The following is a 15431-nucleotide window of genomic DNA, read 5'->3' on the forward strand; positions in this document are numbered from 1 at the left end:
ATTTCGCACTAGACCACCCATCTCCGTGGCAGTGAATTGTTCGAAAACAGTTTTACCAGGCGTAAGTGGATTACGGCGGAATCGAAAAATGGATCGAACTCAAACGAGGGCTATTACTCTCTGTTTAATGAGATGTTTGAGCGCTCCATTTTTCGCAGTGCCGAGGCGAAAAAACGCCCCGGCAAAAAATGTTGCACATTTTAGGCACTAGAAGTGGAAGTTAAGACCTAACTTAACTGTATGTGTGTCCAGGGAGTTGGATGACTTGCGACCATTCACGACATTTGAACTACCAGTTTGAGGAACGTATTCCATAATTGGTTGTTCCATCGGTTCACAGAAAACACCGCCTAATACTTCACAGTTCCATGGATCGACCGGAATAATCTCCGTACCAACTTGCACAGGCTGATAGTAATCTAAGCCCGTGCCGGACCGGGCACTATCAAAACTGAAGCTTTTATTACCAAAGCGACTGTAAGTGTAATCGGCAGAAATTGACCATCGATCGTTGATTGCATATTCAGCGCCGCCACCAACGGTCAGACCCGTGCGTACACCAGAATCTTTTTCTATGAAAAACAGTGTATTCTCAGAATAAGAAACTTCATCAAAGCGATACTGGTCGCGTGACATTTTTTGATGTGCGAAGGCGACGCCCGCCGTGCCGTAAACCATCCAGCGATTATCGAACGCGTAGCCCAGACGCCCGCGGATAGAGCCCTTCCAATCAACTTCATAATTCGTGTTGGATTGAATACCCGCAATATCGTTGCGAGGGCCAATCCACTCTGGTTCCATATAGCTGAGGTTTGACCCTTTCATGCGAATTTTGCTGACGTCAGCTTCCACGCCGACAACGACGCGATTTTTAAACTGATAGTTATAGCCAGCCTGAACACCAAACATCGCGGAGTTACCGATGCCGTGATCAAAGGATTCGCTGCTCGATATCGGATCAGTCGTTCCATCGAGTGCTGTCGTTGTTGACGACGTGCTGCCTGAATTCATCCCAGTGTGAACGCCGCCATAAAAGCCGGTCCAGTTGATTGCATTTGCTCCGCCCTGCGAGCGGGAGAATGGCGAGAGCTGTGGCAAGCGCTGGTCGCCACCAAAATTACTGGTCAGACCTGCATAGAATGTGCGTCCCGGACCAGGCTGGTTTACCAGGCCAAGCGGGTCGACATAATATTGATCGGTCAGGTTTTCGACACGGAATGTAGCGGTGAGGCTGTCATTGACCTTATATTCCGCAAACACATCGACCAGCGTGTACGGATCCCATTTCGTCTGCGCGATAAACTGGCTCGCACCCACTGCCGTCACGTCACCGTGACCAATTGCACGCGGACCAATGTAGGAGACACGACCGCCCAATGTCAGCCGGTCTTCCATCATTTTCTGAGACAGGGTCAGATCGACACTGTATTCAGGCGGCACCTGATTGGTGGCATAATCGCCATAAAGCGATTTCTCTCCGCACGTATCTGACGTACGGCAGAATTCTACGCCAAGATAGTAATTAGCTGACAAGTCAGCGGTAAATCCACCAGCTTCATAGCGGCTGGAAAACTCAAGGCCAGAGAAACGTGCGCGGTCAATATTATAGACCTGCATACCTGTGAACGAAAACTCGCCTGCGGAGTTGTAAAACTCTCGATAAGCACGCGCGATGTAATTTTTAACGTCCCAGTTGAAGTAGCTTAACTTGACCATGCCACGGTCATCATCTCCAAGCAGACCTTCCTTTGTGAAGTTGGCGCCAACCTCCCAATTGCTGGAACGCTCAGGTTCAAGCATAGCATTTGGAATAACCGTAAAGGCTGAAACTGACTCAAACATGCTTGGATAGCGCAGCGCGTTTGAGTAGTTCACATAGAGTTGGCTTCCGTCAAACGGCTCGACAGTTACGCCAACCGAAGGGCTTAGGCCTCCGGAATCACGTTTTGGTTCCGGGTTGAGCTGTTCTGCACTGTTGGCTTCTGTGCGGCGATCGTTCGACCAGTAATGCGAATAGCGCAAGCCTGTATTCAGTGTCAGCCAGTCAACCGGCTTGTAGGCTGCCTTAGTGAACAGATCAAGTTCATCGCGGTCGGCATCGCGCAGGTTGAGCCAGCCCTCAAGCTCATTGGTGTGCTTGCTCGGGCGCGTATCTTCGTTGAGATAAGAAATGCCGTAATTCAGATCGAGGTCACCATAGTCTCCGAGTGAAAATTTGGATGTGTTGGTGACATCCCAACCCCACATGACTGTATCTGAGCCGGTACGGAAGTTTTTCGGCAGGCCGACAGACTCTGACGTTGGATATGTGCTGCCGCGGCGCGGATTGCGCAATTGTAGCTTCGTGATCCAGAGATTGGAGCGCAGATCAATCAGGTCATTGTCATCTGGATTCCAGCTGTAACGTAACGTGCCAGTATCAAGCGTAGAGCCAGAGGTAACTGCCTGCTGTGTCGGTTGTGTTTTATCACTGGTAAAGCGGGATGCCAGCAGATCGCCTGCCTCGCCACGAAAACCTGTGTATCCAAGCTTGAGCGTATGACCGCCATCAAAACGCAATGTCGTCTTGGTCAGGAATGATTTGGTTTCAAGCTGTGTGTTGAGAACTTCTTCGCCAGCACGATAGTTTGTGAGTCCACCGTTTTCGAGGAAATTGGGCCAGTTCTGGCAAAAAGATCCGTTAGAATTACAAACTGACCTTGGACCGGTATCCACTGGATCTGCCGCCGGGCCATTCTTACCAGCATGATAATTGCCGCGCTTTCGATAAGCATAGCCGGCAAAGAAATCATAATTTTCTTCTTTGATTGCCGCGATAATGCTTGCTGAGCCATTGGTTGGCTTCAGGAAGGAAGGTCTATCCATCCCGTCGGGCGATCCAATCGCAACAGGTGCAGCTGAAGTTGAATTTGGCCACTTATACCCGCCTGTTGCACCTGCCTGAGGCGTGGAGGAGTTGCCGCCAAACTCGCCTTTGACGCGCATACCCCAACCGTCGCCTTCTTTTACAATGTCATCGGCATCAAGCGTACGGATCGCGACACTGCCAGCAATGCCGCGTGATGATGCGTCCGATCCCTTATTGATGTCGACGCCTGCGATCAGGTCAGGATCGATATAGGTGCGGTTGGATAGGCCCTGATAACCTTGATAGACGGTGACACTGTTTTCAGCACCATCGATGGTGGTCGCAACACGCCCCATGCCCTGCATACCGCGAATATTAACGTCAATCGAACCCGCACCGTTACGCGCTTCGCCAGACATCACACCCGGTGTGCCACGGAAAATATCTGCCGGGCTTGAGCCACGAAAACGTTCGATGGTTTGAGCGGAAATATAATTGGTTGGGGCTGCGGTATAATAAGGGGTGTCTGCTGGCGTGAAACCCGCACCACCAGAAACAGTAATCGTATCGAGAAGTGTTGTACCATCAGCTGATAATGGAGCTTGCGCCGCTGCAGATTGATCGCCCAAAGCAACGGTATTTGTTCCGGTGAAACGATAAGAGATACCGGAACCAGACAGGAGGCGTGAAAGGGCGTCCTGACGCGACATCGTGCCGGAAACCGCCGGTGCCTGTTTTGAAGCTGCAATCTGCGGCTGATATGTGACCTGCATGCCCACCTGTCGGCCAAAATTGGCAAGCGACGCGGCGAGTGATCCAGCGGGTATGTTGAATGAAATCTGCTGTGAAGTCTGCGCTTCAGCCTGAACAGATATGGAAAGGGATAATGCGTAAACACACACAGATCCCATCAATGCAGCCGTCAGAACCCGTGTTCCGAAACGTCGCGCAGCACTTTTATCAACCCGAAGCCCCATTGCTCAATCACTCCAATACCCAGAACGCCGTGCGCCTTCGTGGACGCATCAAATACGCTCTAATCCCTCGAATCTACGCGTCGTGCTCTCCTAAACCGGGATCGATTTTGGCTGACGCAGTAGTGAAAAGGCGGATGTATGGCAGCGGCTAACTTCCGACCCTGATGTTTAAAACGAACAGGGTTTCAAATTTTTCTCCCCACAAAAAATAAATTCATTAAATTGAAGAAACGATTGTGAGCCATGGCGAGACCTGTCGCACGCGGCCACCATAAGGTTCAACAACGGCTTCCAGAGCGGCGGCAGGATTGTTCAGATCGAATACACCACTGATGCGCTGTGCCCCAAATCCAGACTGTGCCAATAGGACCCTGCCGGATTGCCAGCGTGCAATACGTGCGACTACAGAGGCGATTGTATCACGTTCAGCAACGAGTAAACCCTGACGCCATGCCGCGATTTGCGAGGCATCTCGGTTGCCCCGTTCAAAATTATGCGTTTGTTCATTAAACGATAGCCAATCGCCTTGCCCGAGCGGTGTCAGCGCATCATTTGCGCCTGTTGGCCTGATAGCAACAAGTCCATGATCAACCGACACGGTGAGATAACCCGCGTCATTGCTTACATCAAAAGCCGTCCCAACAGCCGTCGCTGTAAGATCACCCGTCTGCACAATAAACGGACGCGCAGGGTCTGACTTCACATCGAAGAATGCCATTCCCGCAAGAAGTTCTATCCGGCGTTCGCTTTCGCCGAACCGCAAACGGATTGCCGTATCTGGGCCAAGCGTTACCTGGCTGCCGTCAGAAAGAGATACGTCCTTTAGCTGAGCTGACGTCGTCATGAAATCAGCCTGTGCTTGCAAGATCAGCTGCGGTCCAAACAATGCACCGGCCGCAATAACGGCAAGGCCTGCTGCGCTGCCTGTTAGCAAAGAGCGTCGTGATATTTTTGACGATGTGGCGCGACGCTGGTCACGCATGACCTTGCCTGTCATGCCGTAAATTTCCATGGCTTCACGCCAGGCGACTTCGTGATCAGCGCTGCGTGCGCGCCATCGGCTGACGAGCTCAAGCGTAACAGGGTTTTCAGGGTCTTCCTGAATGCGCATGACAATATCGAGAGCTTCCTCGAAAAGCCTTTCGTCCTGCGAAGTTTTCTCATCCATGCAGCATTAGTCCTTTTGTCCAGCGAGTTCGCTTGCTGAACGGCTTTAGATAATCAACTCGTACAAGCTATAACGATTAGGAGGGAGAAATTTTCTCCCAGAGCGCATCCCGAATAACGGAAACCGATTTACGGAAAAAGATGTGCGTATAAATAAAGAGCCAGAGCATTTCGTCTGATGCAAATCAGGAATCCTATCGTTTTAAGAAGGAATGTCTTCGTTCAAGCGAGAACGCAAATGCACATATCCGCGTTTGATCAAGGTCCATGTCCGGGATACTGACAGGCTGAGTTCGCCAGCGACCTCGGTTATGGTTTTTTCGTGGAGGCGGTGTAATTCAAAGGCGCGGCGCGTCTGTTCAGGCAATTCAAGTAATGCCTTTTCAATAATAGCAAGTCGCTGCCGATCATAAACAATCGTTTCCGGTGTCGGTGTGCTATCCGCCAGCCGCCGCCATTCCTCATCCGGCATGTTGACAAATTCAACGATGCGCTCGCGTCGATAAAGGTCGATTGAGAGATTGCGTGCAACCTGATGCAGATATGCGCGAGAATTATGCTCTTTGGCCGACGGCGTGGCAGACATCAAACGTATAAATGTATCTTGTGTGAGATCGGCCGCGGTTTCCGCATTGTGTCCTCTGCGCCGAAAAAAGCGATTAAGCTCTCGCGCATGACTCTGGAAAAGGCGTTGCAGATTCCACATCAATAGAACTCATTCGGAATATAGGTGATGCCGATCAAGCGGCCGAGCCTGGAGTGTCGCCCACCGAATTGGCAGCTTCATGCTGCTCAATTATCTCTTAGTCTTATATATGATTACAATAGTCAACTTAATATTACAGGCTCTTCCCGATGGAATCCACAATCGGAATCGGACACAAGGCCTGCGGCGTCACACGAAAGGTCGCGAACACTTGCTGGCTCTCCCGTCGATCGTGCCCCAAACTCTAACATCACACTCGGAGTGACATGGCCTGAGCCTCCACCAACGGCTTCGTAGTCGACGAATGATTAGTCGGAGTCGATTTTTACTGTCGCTGGAAGCGCCTGTGCGTTGATCGCATCGACTATGAGTGGGCTAACAGTCTCATATAGCCAGATGGGCAAACGTTTCCTCGCTTCTGGTTTTCGGCAACGCCTCGTCATTCTCGCCCCCGAGATCATGAGCGAGCTCACGAATATCGTAGGTCAGGTCGACATCCTGCGAAAAACTGCGGATGGCCTTGTAAGCTTTGGAGACGGACGTGCCACTTTTGAAAACGAGGTGATCGCAGGGCGCCGTCCCATAGAGGGTCGCCAGAGCCCAGACGACCCATGCGTCCTTTTCCAGAAGATGGATTGGCCGCCCGGCCTTCTCAGCGGCGATCGCAAGAACATCTCTCCGATCTTCTCAAGAGAGCTGCAAAAACTGTTCAGCCATGGGCGGCCTTTCCTACGCTGCGGGCAAGCCAGCCGGGAAACTGGGGGGCGCGACGAGTTAGGTGAACGCCTCGGCGGAAAGCTACCGCTTGATGCTCAGAAGTGCCTCTTCTGCCTTTTGAGGACCAAGCCACGCCAGCGCGCGGACTGCCAGGCCGGCCGGTTTGTTCCTCAGGGCGAGCTGCCAGCGCGGCACGTGCTTTAGCTCGACAGTATGGCTACCGACCGTCATGGTACGGCTGCGGCCGGATGTGAAATAGATGGACCGGACCGGTACCTGAGTGGACAGCCCCAGCGAGTTTGTAGCGGCAGCACCATTTGAAACGATCACCTCACCGCGCTGGTGCGCAACCGCTTCTACGGCCTGCTCTACCGTCGGCGGCCGGATTCCGAAGCGGCTTTTGATCGCCTTCAGATAGACCCCACGACCTGCCTGTACGAGCTCGCCGCGTTTATGCAGACGTGACAATGCCTGGTCTACCGCGGCACGGTTTCCCAAATGCAGGAAGACCTTTGCCGAAAGCGCCGTTCCCTCGGCAACTGCCCGGCGTGACCCATGATCTGCGTTGTCAGTCTTTGCATGGCAATTCTCCTGTCAGAAATATATACAATTTTCTGACACTTTGGAATCCGGTGGCCCCGGTCTTTTTCAATCTAAGGAAAATCTGAATAGGAAAATTTTACTTCCCCGTTCCATGAGTGACAAGGCTATATCCATGATTCTTTTTGTGAATCGTGTTTAAGCAGCCAGTTCACGACCACGGACGGTAGAATCCGCCCGCTTGACTCTTTCTGGTTTTAAGAACAAAAAGAGAACAAATTCGTCCCTCTGGACATGAAAACTCAAAACGCGAGCCTGAGGAGGTCCGTGAACGATGTCACGCGCCCATAATCCTCGCATGATCGAGGACTTGAGAAACAGGATTGCTCACCTTGAGGGATCGGCGAACCGTAAGGCCGAGGTCTTGCCATTCGGCGTAGCCGAGATCGACAGGCACCTCCCCGGCGGAGGGCTTGCTTTCGGTGCGTTGCATGAGGTTGCCGGAGGAGGGGCGGGGACCGTCGATGGCGCAGCCGCCGCCTTGTTCGTCGCTGGCGTCGCGGCGCGCTCGAAAGGCAAGGTTCTCTGGTGCCTGACGCGACCGGATCTGTTTTTCCCGGCGATTTCGCAGGCAGGCCTGCATCCCGATCGCGTGATCTTCTGCGAGGCCGATAAGGAGGAGGATGTCCTGGCTTCGATGGAGGAGGGGCTCGCCTTTGGCGGGCTCGGCGCTGTCGTTGGCGAACTGGTCCGGTTGCCGATGACGGCCTCACGGCGCCTGCAACTCGCCGCCGAGAAGACCGGTACGTTGGGGCTGGCGCTCCGCCGCTGGCGCCGGCAGACCGAAGCCTCCGATTACGGCCAGCCGACGGCATTGACGACCAGGTGGCGGGTCAGCGTCCTGCCGTCCGACCCCTTACCCGTCGCTGGCGTCGGACGCGCGCGCTGGCTGGCCGAGCTGATGCGCGTCAAAGCGGGCGAGTGTGCCGAGTTCGAATTAGGAGCCTGTGATGCCCAGGGCCGTATCTGTCTTCTTTCCCTATCTGCCGACGGATCGCATCCGGCGCACCGGTGGGGACAGCGCGCCGGCTGACCAGCCACTTGTCGTTGTCGCCAAATCCGGCGCCAGGCGTTGGCTTTCGGCCGTCGAGCCGCAGGCCCTCAAACTTGGCCTGCGCGTCGGCATGCCCGCCAGCAAGGCGCAGGCGCTTGTCTCCAACCTCGTGATGATCGACGCGGATTTGGCTGCGGACGCCGCGGCACTGGAACGCCTGGCGCTCTGGGCACTTCGCCAATATAGCCCTGTCGTTGCCGTCGATGGCACCGACGGGCTGATCCTCGACACCGAAGGTGCCGATCATTTGCGCGGCGGGGAATTGCCGCTCATCACCAGCTTCGTCAATTCGCTACGGGCTAAGGGCCTGACCGCGCGTGCGGCCGTCGCCGACACCTGGGGTGCCGCGCACGCCATTGCCCGCATGCGACGGGCCGAAACCAGTATCATTCCGATTGGCGAGATCGCGGGAGCAGTGACCGGCCTGCCGATCCATTGCCTGCGGCTCCCTGCCGACACGATCCAGGCCTTGTGCGTTCTCGGTGTCGAGACCATCGGCGATCTGTCGGCAATGCCGCGCGCGCCGCTCACCCTGCGCTTTGGCCCCGAAGTCGGCCGGCGGCTCGACCAGATGTTCGGCCGGCTTGCCGAGCCGATCGAGCCCTTGCGCACCCCGGACATTGTCGAGGTCGCGCGGAACTTCCAGGAGCCGATCGGCGCGACGGAGACGATCGCCAAATATGTCCGTCGGCTCGTCACCCAGCTGATGGAAAAGCTCGAAGCCCGCGGCCTCGGGGTCCGGCGCTCGGATCTCATCATCCACCGCGTCGACAATACCCGCCAGTCGATCCGCGCCGGTCTCGCCAGGCCGGTGCGCGATCCGGCCCGTCTGTCGAAGCTGATCTGCGATCGGATCGAGGCGATCGATCCGGGCTTCGGGATCGAGCGGATGGTGCTGGTCGCAATCATGGCCGAGCCGCTCGAAGAAAAGCAGGTCACCTCCTCGCTGATCGACGAAGAGGTCATCGATGTCACCCCGCTCGTCGATATCCTCGGCAATCGCGGCCAGCGCCTCTATAGGGTGACGCCGGTCGCCTCGGATGTGCCGGAGCGGTCCATCGCGCGTATCGCGCCGACGGCAGCCGAGACTGGCGCCGACTGGGCGGCCAAATGGCCACGGCCCACGCGGCTGCTGGCCTTTCCCGATCCGATTGAGGTGATGAACGTGCTGCCCGACCATCCCCCGGCCGTCTTCACCTGGCGCGGCAAGCGCAGACGGGTGAGGCGCGCCGACGGGCCGGAGCGCATTTTTGGCGAATGGTGGATCCGGCCGACCGAGAAGCAGGCGGTCCGGGACTACTTTGTCGTCGAGGACGAGCTGGGTGAACGCTACTGGGTGTTTCGCACCGGAGATGGCGTCCACATGGAGACCGGGGCGCATCGGTGGTTCCTGCATGGAGTTTTCGGATGAGATATGCCGAACTTCAAGTAACCAGCCACTTCTCCTTTCTGCGCGGCGCAAGCTCCGCGCCGGAACTGTTCGAGACCGCGGCTGCACTCGGTATCGAAGCGCTTGGGATCGTCGATCGCAATAGCTTGGCCGGTATCGTACGCGCCTGGGAGGCGGCGCGGGCGACCGGGATCCGGCTTGTCGTCGGCTGCCGGCTTGATCTGACCGACGGCATGTCGCTCCTCGTTTATCCGATGGATCGCCCGGCCTATTCGCGCCTGACCCGGCTTCTCTCGCTCGGTAAGGGCAGGGGCGGAAAGGGCCGCTGCATTCTCGATCTGACCGATGTCGAAGCCTATAGCGAAGGGCTGATCGCTGTTCTCGTGCCGGATGAGGCTGACGACACCTATGCGGGGCAGCTGCGCAAGATCGCGGCGGTCTTCGGCGATCGCGCTTATGTCAGCCTGTGCCTGCGCCGGCGTCCGAATGATCGGCTGCGCCTTCACAATCTCTCGAACCGCGCCGCGCGCCACAAGGTGAAGACCGTCGTCACCAATGACGTGCTCTTCCATGAACCGGGCCGCCGGCAGATGCAGGACATTGTTACCTGCATTCGCAATCATACAACGATCGACGATGTCGGGTTCGACCGGGAACGCCATGCCGACCGGTTCCTCAAAGCGCCGGAGGAAATGCACCGGCTCTTTTCCGACTATCCGGAGGCGCTCGCGCGCTCGCGCGAAATTGTCGAGCGCTGCTGTTTCGACATGTCCCAGCTGCAATATCAGTATCCGGAAGAGGCGATCGTACCCGGCCTCGATGCACAGCAGTCGCTGACGAAGTTCACATGGGAAGGGGCTGCCGACCGCTATCCCGAAGGCATTCCCGACGAGGTGCGCAAGGCGATCCTGCATGAGCTTGAGCTCATTCGCGAGATGCGATACGCGCCCTATTTCCTCACGGTTTATTCGATCGTCCGCTTCGCCCGCTCGAAGGATATTCTTTGCCAGGGGCGCGGTTCGGCGGCCAATTCCGCCGTCTGCTATTGTCTCGGCATCACCTCGATCAATCCGGAGACCTCGGACCTTCTCTTCGAGCGCTTTGTCAGCCGGGAACGCGACGAGCCGCCGGACATTGATGTCGATTTCGAACACAACAGGCGCGAAGAAGTCATCCAGTGGATCTATGAGACCTATGGCCGGTCGCGATCGGCGCTCTGCTGTACCGTCCTGCGCTACCAGACCAAGGGAGCTATGAAAGATGTCGGCAAGGCCCTCGGTCTGCCGGAGGACCTGATCAGCCAGCTTCTCTCCGGTGTCTGGGGCTTCAGCCGCGAAGCGATCGGTGAAAAGCAACTGAAGGACAACAACCTCAACGCCACAGATTATCGCTTGCGCCTGGCGCTCGAACTCTCCGCCCAGCTGATCGGCACGCCCCGCCATCTTGGCCAGCATCCGGGCGGCTTTGTCCTGACCCAGGACCGGCTGGACGATCTCGTGCCTATCGAGCCGGCCGCGATGGACGATCGGCAGGTGGTGGAATGGGACAAGGACGATATTGAAGTTCTCAAGTTCATGAAAATGGACGTGCTCGGCCTTGGTATGCTGTCCTGCATCGCCCGCGCCTTTGTTCTTCTGGCTGAGTACAAGAACCTGCCCATGGGCCTCGCCGATGTCGAGCAGGAGGATCCAATGACCTATGCGATGATCCGCAAGGCCGAGACGCTCGGCACATTCCAGATCGAAAGCCGGGCTCAGATGGCAATGCTCCCGCGGCTGAAACCCCGAACCTTCTATGATCTCGTCATTCAGGTTGCGATCGTTCGCCCCGGCCCGATCCAGGGTGACATGGTGCATCCGTATCTGCGCCGACGCGAGGGCAAGGAGGAGCCTTATTATCCGACGCCTGAACTCGAAGCAGTTCTTTCAAAGACTTTGGGTGTGCCGCTGTTTCAAGAAAGTGCGATGCGGGTTGCGATGGTTTGTGCTGGCTTCACAGCTGGAGAGGCCGACCAGCTGCGCAAATCCATGGCGACTTTCAAGTTCACCGGTGGCGTCAGTAAGTTCAAGGACAAGCTGATCGCGGGAATGCTGAAGAACGGTTACGCCCGGGAATTTGCTGAGCAGACATTTGGCCAGCTCGAGGGTTTTGGTTCCTATGGGTTTCCGGAGAGCCATGCCGCAAGCTTTGCGCTGATCGCCTATGCCTCCTGCTGGATCAAGTGCCACCACCCGGATATCTTCTGCGCAGCGTTGATCAACAGCCAGCCGATGGGCTTTTACAGTGTCGCTCAGATCGTCCAGGACGCCAAGAAGAATGGCGTCGAGATCCGGCCGGTCTGTGTCAACGCCTCGCGCTGGGATTGCACGATGGAGCCGGCCAGTCGGGAAGGGCGCCTTGCCGTCCGGCTCGGAATGCGTCTGGTGAAAGGGCTCTCTGAAAATGACACGGCCCGGATCGTTCTGGCCCGCGGTGAGGAAGCCTTTCATTCGGCCGATGACATGTGGCGGCGATCCGGCGTCCCGACGGCAAACCGTGCAAGTCAGGCAATCGTTCCATTGCTGATTGAAGGCTTCAAGGATGCGGGAATGGATACATCCGCGCTATCTGAAGGCGTTCGTTTCTGATTTCGGATATTCAACAAGAAAGGTGCCGGTTACGGCACCTTTTGCAATTAAGCGAGCATTCCACCTCAGATATATACCTATAGAACAATAGAAAATTCTGTAACTAATCCATATCAAGTGAGCATTATTGCTTAGATGCATGATATCGGGGATGCTTTGATACAAGGCGGAGGGATGGCTTGAAATGGCGTATCACGACGAAGAACACGACGATCCAATGTTGGTTCGGGCCGTGGAAAAGGCGTTTCGCGTACTCGAAACCTTTGATGCAGTTCATTCTCGTCAAACGCTCACACAGCTTGCTCAGCGCGCAGGGATCGACCGTTCTGCTGCGCAGCGCTTTGCGCATACGTTACTGTATCTTGGCTATCTTCAAAAAGTACCAAATGCGAAGACGTATGAGCTTTCAGCCAAGTCGTTGAATATGGGTTACCGCTATACGCGTTCCAGTCAGCTTGTGCAGCGCGCTCATCCTTATTTGATGCATCTCAATCGCAGCACTGGAGAGACAATCTCCCTTACATTGCGTGATGACACCGATATTATTTATCTTGCTCGCTATTTGTCCACCAATACGCTCGACAACGATGTGATCGTTGGTAGTAAGCTTCCGGCTTATTGTTCTGCGGCAGGGCTGGTTTTCCTAGCCGGATTACAAGACGACCAAATTAACGATATTCTGGCGCGAAGTGACTTGCGTGCTTACACGCCCAAAACGATCTTCGAGCCTGAGCGGATATGGCAGCGTATTTATGAGACCCGCCAGCGGGGGTTTGCTATTGCTGTAGAGCAGGTTTATGCCAACGATATTGCCTTGGCCGCACCAATCCATTTGCCAGATGGTCACACGACCGCTTCCGTGGTGCTTGCTGCGTCTAATCTACGATATGATGAAAATACCCTCACGCGCCAGTTTGTACCGATGATGATTTCAGCGACCCGATCTGTGACGCAGATTCTCTCCTAGGCATCATAACAGTTCGCTCTACCCTTGCTGAGCTGAATTGGCCGTCAGCCCATAATAGTCTTGCTTTTGAATGCAATCATACGAAAAAAATGAGTTAGCGAGTGTTTTGGAGAGCTTGCCTCAATGACATCTCGCTTTCGGCAATGTCATCTCCAGGCACATTTGTTGCTGTTCATCTCTTTCCAACCCATTTGGCACCTTGCGTTGATTGTTTGGAATCGGAACCAACAATCTCGACTGACACTCTGGAAAACGGAAGGCAATATTCTGCGCGGGGCAGTTTCTTGATTTGCAATCAGCACTCGATCCAGTAATAGGGGCAAGAGGTTCATACTCCATTGTTTCATCCAAACATTACGCTGTGATGTCGAGTAGCTGCATGCATAAGGCGCGGGCATCGTTTGAAATGTCTGGACTAAAAACCAGCCAATAGCCTTTTGCGCTTGTCAGTGTCACATCGCAGGCGTGGACCAACTTCCCGCGCGCTATTGCATTATCGATAAGTCCCACCCAGCCAAGCGCGATCCCCTGATCGGCCATAGCTGCTTCCAAAACGAGGTTATAAGTGTTGAAAATCAACCCGTAATTTCCCTCATCAATCTTTTCGTTGATAGCCTCAAGCCATGTTGGCCACGTGTACCAGCGATCGCCTTGCAATGTATCCAGGTGCAAAAGTGCCGATGATTTGATACCCGCCGCATTCGGGAAAGGGCCATGTTCCTCTAAAAATGCAGGAGAGCAGACAGGGACAACAGCTTCTCCGATGAATGCAATAGAGTCTTTTGGGACGTCGTCCTTTGCTCCAAACAAGATTGCAACATCGGCTTCGCGATAATCCAGCGGCTTGATCATAGAAGATGCGGTGATACGAACGTCAACATCAGGATGTCTGGGGCGGAATTTCGCTACACGCGGCATCAGCCAGAATGCAGCGAAGCCGTAATCTGTTGCAATGCGCAGGCCGGGAGTCCGCTGTCTGCGTTTAATTTGTTGAATCGCATCTTCAATACCGTCAAGGCCGCGACGCACAGCATCATAAAGTATGCGTCCCTCCGGGAGAATTTCGACGCCTCGGGCTCGTCGTGCGAACAGCGATACGCCCAATCGATCTTCCATGCGTTTTATTTGATAACTGACAGCAGGTTGTGTCATGCCTAACTCACGCGCTGCGAGAGTTAGATTTTCTAATCGTCCAACAGCTTCAAAAACGCCGAGACTGCCCATATCCCAGGATGGAGAAACCATAAATAACCTTTATGACTATGATAAAAAATCAGTGTCTTTTCCCTTATCCCTAAAGATGTTTTTCTTAAACAAGGAATGCAAGACATAACGAATTTTGATTGAAAATCATTTCGCTAAATACAGATAGGGGACAGATATGCGCTACCTTACAATGACAGCAATTGCACTTGCGAGCTTTGCAGGTTTGTCGAATGCAGCCTCTGCGGCTGATGCTGCGGCGTGTGAAACAATTCGTCTGTCTGATCCGGGTTGGACGGATATTACATCAACAAATTCAATCGCCAGCGTGCTTCTTGACGGTCTTGGCTATAAGCCTGACGTGAAGACAATGTCAGTTCCTATCGGATATGAGGCACTCAAAACCGGTAATCTGGATGTTTTTCTTGGCAACTGGATGCCCGCGCAGCAGAAATTCCGGGATGATCTCGATAAAGCAAATGCTGCTGAGGTTTTGGTAAAGAACCTTGAAGGCGCAAAGTTCACATTGGCTGTTCCTGACTACGTGGCTAAAGAGGGTGTGAAAGATTTCGCTGATCTTGCAGCGCATGCTGATAAATTTAGCAAAGAGATCTATGGCATCGAACCCGGTGCGCCCGCGAACCAAAACATTCAGAAAATTATTGAAGATAAAAAGTTCAAGCTGGACGGCTGGAACCTTGTGGAATCAAGCGAGCAGGCAATGCTTGCTCAAGTGGACCGCAAGAACCGCGATAAGCAATGGGTTGTCTTTCTCGCATGGGCGCCACACCCGATGAACACCAAACTCAACATCGAATATTTGGCGGGTGGTGACGATTATTTTGGTGCGAATTACGGTGGCGCTGAAGTCTACACGCTTTCACGCACGGGTTGGGCAAACGATTGTGCAAACGCTGCTAAATTCTTCAAGCAATTGACGTTCACGGTTGATCTTGAAAATGAGCTGATGGACAAGATCCTTAACGAGGGAACTGAGGGCACTGCTGCGGCAACTGCATGGCTCAAAGCCAATCCGGCTCAGATCGATAAATGGCTTAATGGTGTAACCACGCTCAAGGGCGAGCCGGGCGCTGCCGCAGTGAAGGCAAAGCTCGGATTATAAGTCGCACGACAGTCTTGGTTTCGGCGGGCGTTGATTGCGCCCGTCGTTTACG

8 protein-coding genes and 3 pseudogenes are annotated in these 15431 nt (G+C 54.5%); 5 read left to right on the forward strand and 6 right to left on the reverse strand.

Annotated elements, in window-relative coordinates; genetic code table 11:
- Nucleotides 1-207: 207 nt before the first annotated feature.
- The 5 genes and pseudogenes from J2782_RS19295 to J2782_RS19315 all read right to left on the reverse strand — a co-directional run bounded on the left by J2782_RS19295 (nt 208) and on the right by J2782_RS19315 (nt 6996).
- Entirely contained in the window at nt 208-3825 is a 3618-nt protein-coding gene (locus J2782_RS19295; protein ID WP_310015519.1) for a TonB-dependent receptor domain-containing protein, read from the reverse strand.
- Between the two features lie 217 nt (nt 3826-4042).
- Nucleotides 4043-4993 carry a FecR family protein gene (locus J2782_RS19300; protein ID WP_310015520.1) on the reverse strand — a complete coding sequence of 317 codons (951 nt, stop codon included), beginning with the start codon at nt 4991-4993 and terminating at the stop codon, nt 4043-4045.
- 201 nt (nt 4994-5194) lie between these two features.
- A complete protein-coding gene (locus J2782_RS19305; protein ID WP_310015521.1) occupies nt 5195-5698 on the reverse strand; it encodes an RNA polymerase sigma factor in 504 nt (167 codons plus the stop codon).
- A gap of 173 nt (nt 5699-5871) precedes the next feature.
- Nucleotides 5872-6361: pseudogene (locus J2782_RS19310) on the reverse strand (nucleotidyl transferase AbiEii/AbiGii toxin family protein); the annotation flags it as partial.
- Nucleotides 6362-6407: 46 nt separating this feature from the next.
- Nucleotides 6408-6996 (reverse strand): annotated as a pseudogene (locus J2782_RS19315) (DUF6088 family protein).
- Nucleotides 6997-7289: 293 nt separating this feature from the next.
- Between J2782_RS19315 and J2782_RS19320 the strand changes: the two are divergent.
- The 4 genes and pseudogenes from J2782_RS19320 (at nt 7290) to J2782_RS19335 (ending at nt 13053) form a co-directional block, all read left to right on the forward strand.
- Complete coding sequence (locus tag J2782_RS19320) at nt 7290-8048, forward strand: ImuA family protein (RefSeq protein ID WP_310015522.1); 759 nt, start codon at nt 7290-7292, stop codon at nt 8046-8048.
- Nucleotides 7966-9480 carry a Y-family DNA polymerase gene (locus J2782_RS19325; protein WP_310015523.1) on the forward strand — a complete coding sequence of 505 codons (1515 nt, stop codon included), beginning with the start codon at nt 7966-7968 and terminating at the stop codon, nt 9478-9480. The genes J2782_RS19320 and J2782_RS19325 overlap by 83 nt, the downstream gene beginning before the upstream one ends.
- A pseudogene (locus tag J2782_RS19330) lies at nt 9477-11993 on the forward strand (error-prone DNA polymerase); the annotation flags it as partial. The gene J2782_RS19325 and the pseudogene J2782_RS19330, both read left to right, overlap by 4 nt.
- Before the next feature lie 277 nt (nt 11994-12270).
- A complete protein-coding gene (locus J2782_RS19335) occupies nt 12271-13053 on the forward strand; it encodes an IclR family transcriptional regulator (protein ID WP_310015525.1) in 783 nt (260 codons plus the stop codon).
- Between the two features lie 354 nt (nt 13054-13407).
- Here the strand turns inward: J2782_RS19335 and J2782_RS19340 are convergent, their stop codons facing one another.
- Nucleotides 13408-14298: a LysR substrate-binding domain-containing protein gene (locus J2782_RS19340; RefSeq protein WP_310015526.1), complete on the reverse strand. Its 891-nt coding sequence runs from the start codon at nt 14296-14298 to the stop codon at nt 13408-13410.
- A gap of 136 nt (nt 14299-14434) precedes the next feature.
- On the opposite strand from J2782_RS19340, the gene choX reads away from it, so the two are divergent.
- The gene (gene choX, locus J2782_RS19345; protein ID WP_404989679.1) at nt 14435-15379 is read left to right on the forward strand and encodes a choline ABC transporter substrate-binding protein; all 945 of its coding nucleotides are present in this window, start codon (nt 14435-14437) and stop codon (nt 15377-15379) included.
- The last annotated feature ends 52 nt before the right edge of the window (nt 15380-15431 follow it).

The organism is Brucella pseudogrignonensis (assembly GCF_031454375.1).
Taxonomy (GTDB): domain Bacteria; phylum Pseudomonadota; class Alphaproteobacteria; order Rhizobiales; family Rhizobiaceae; genus Brucella; species Brucella pseudogrignonensis_A.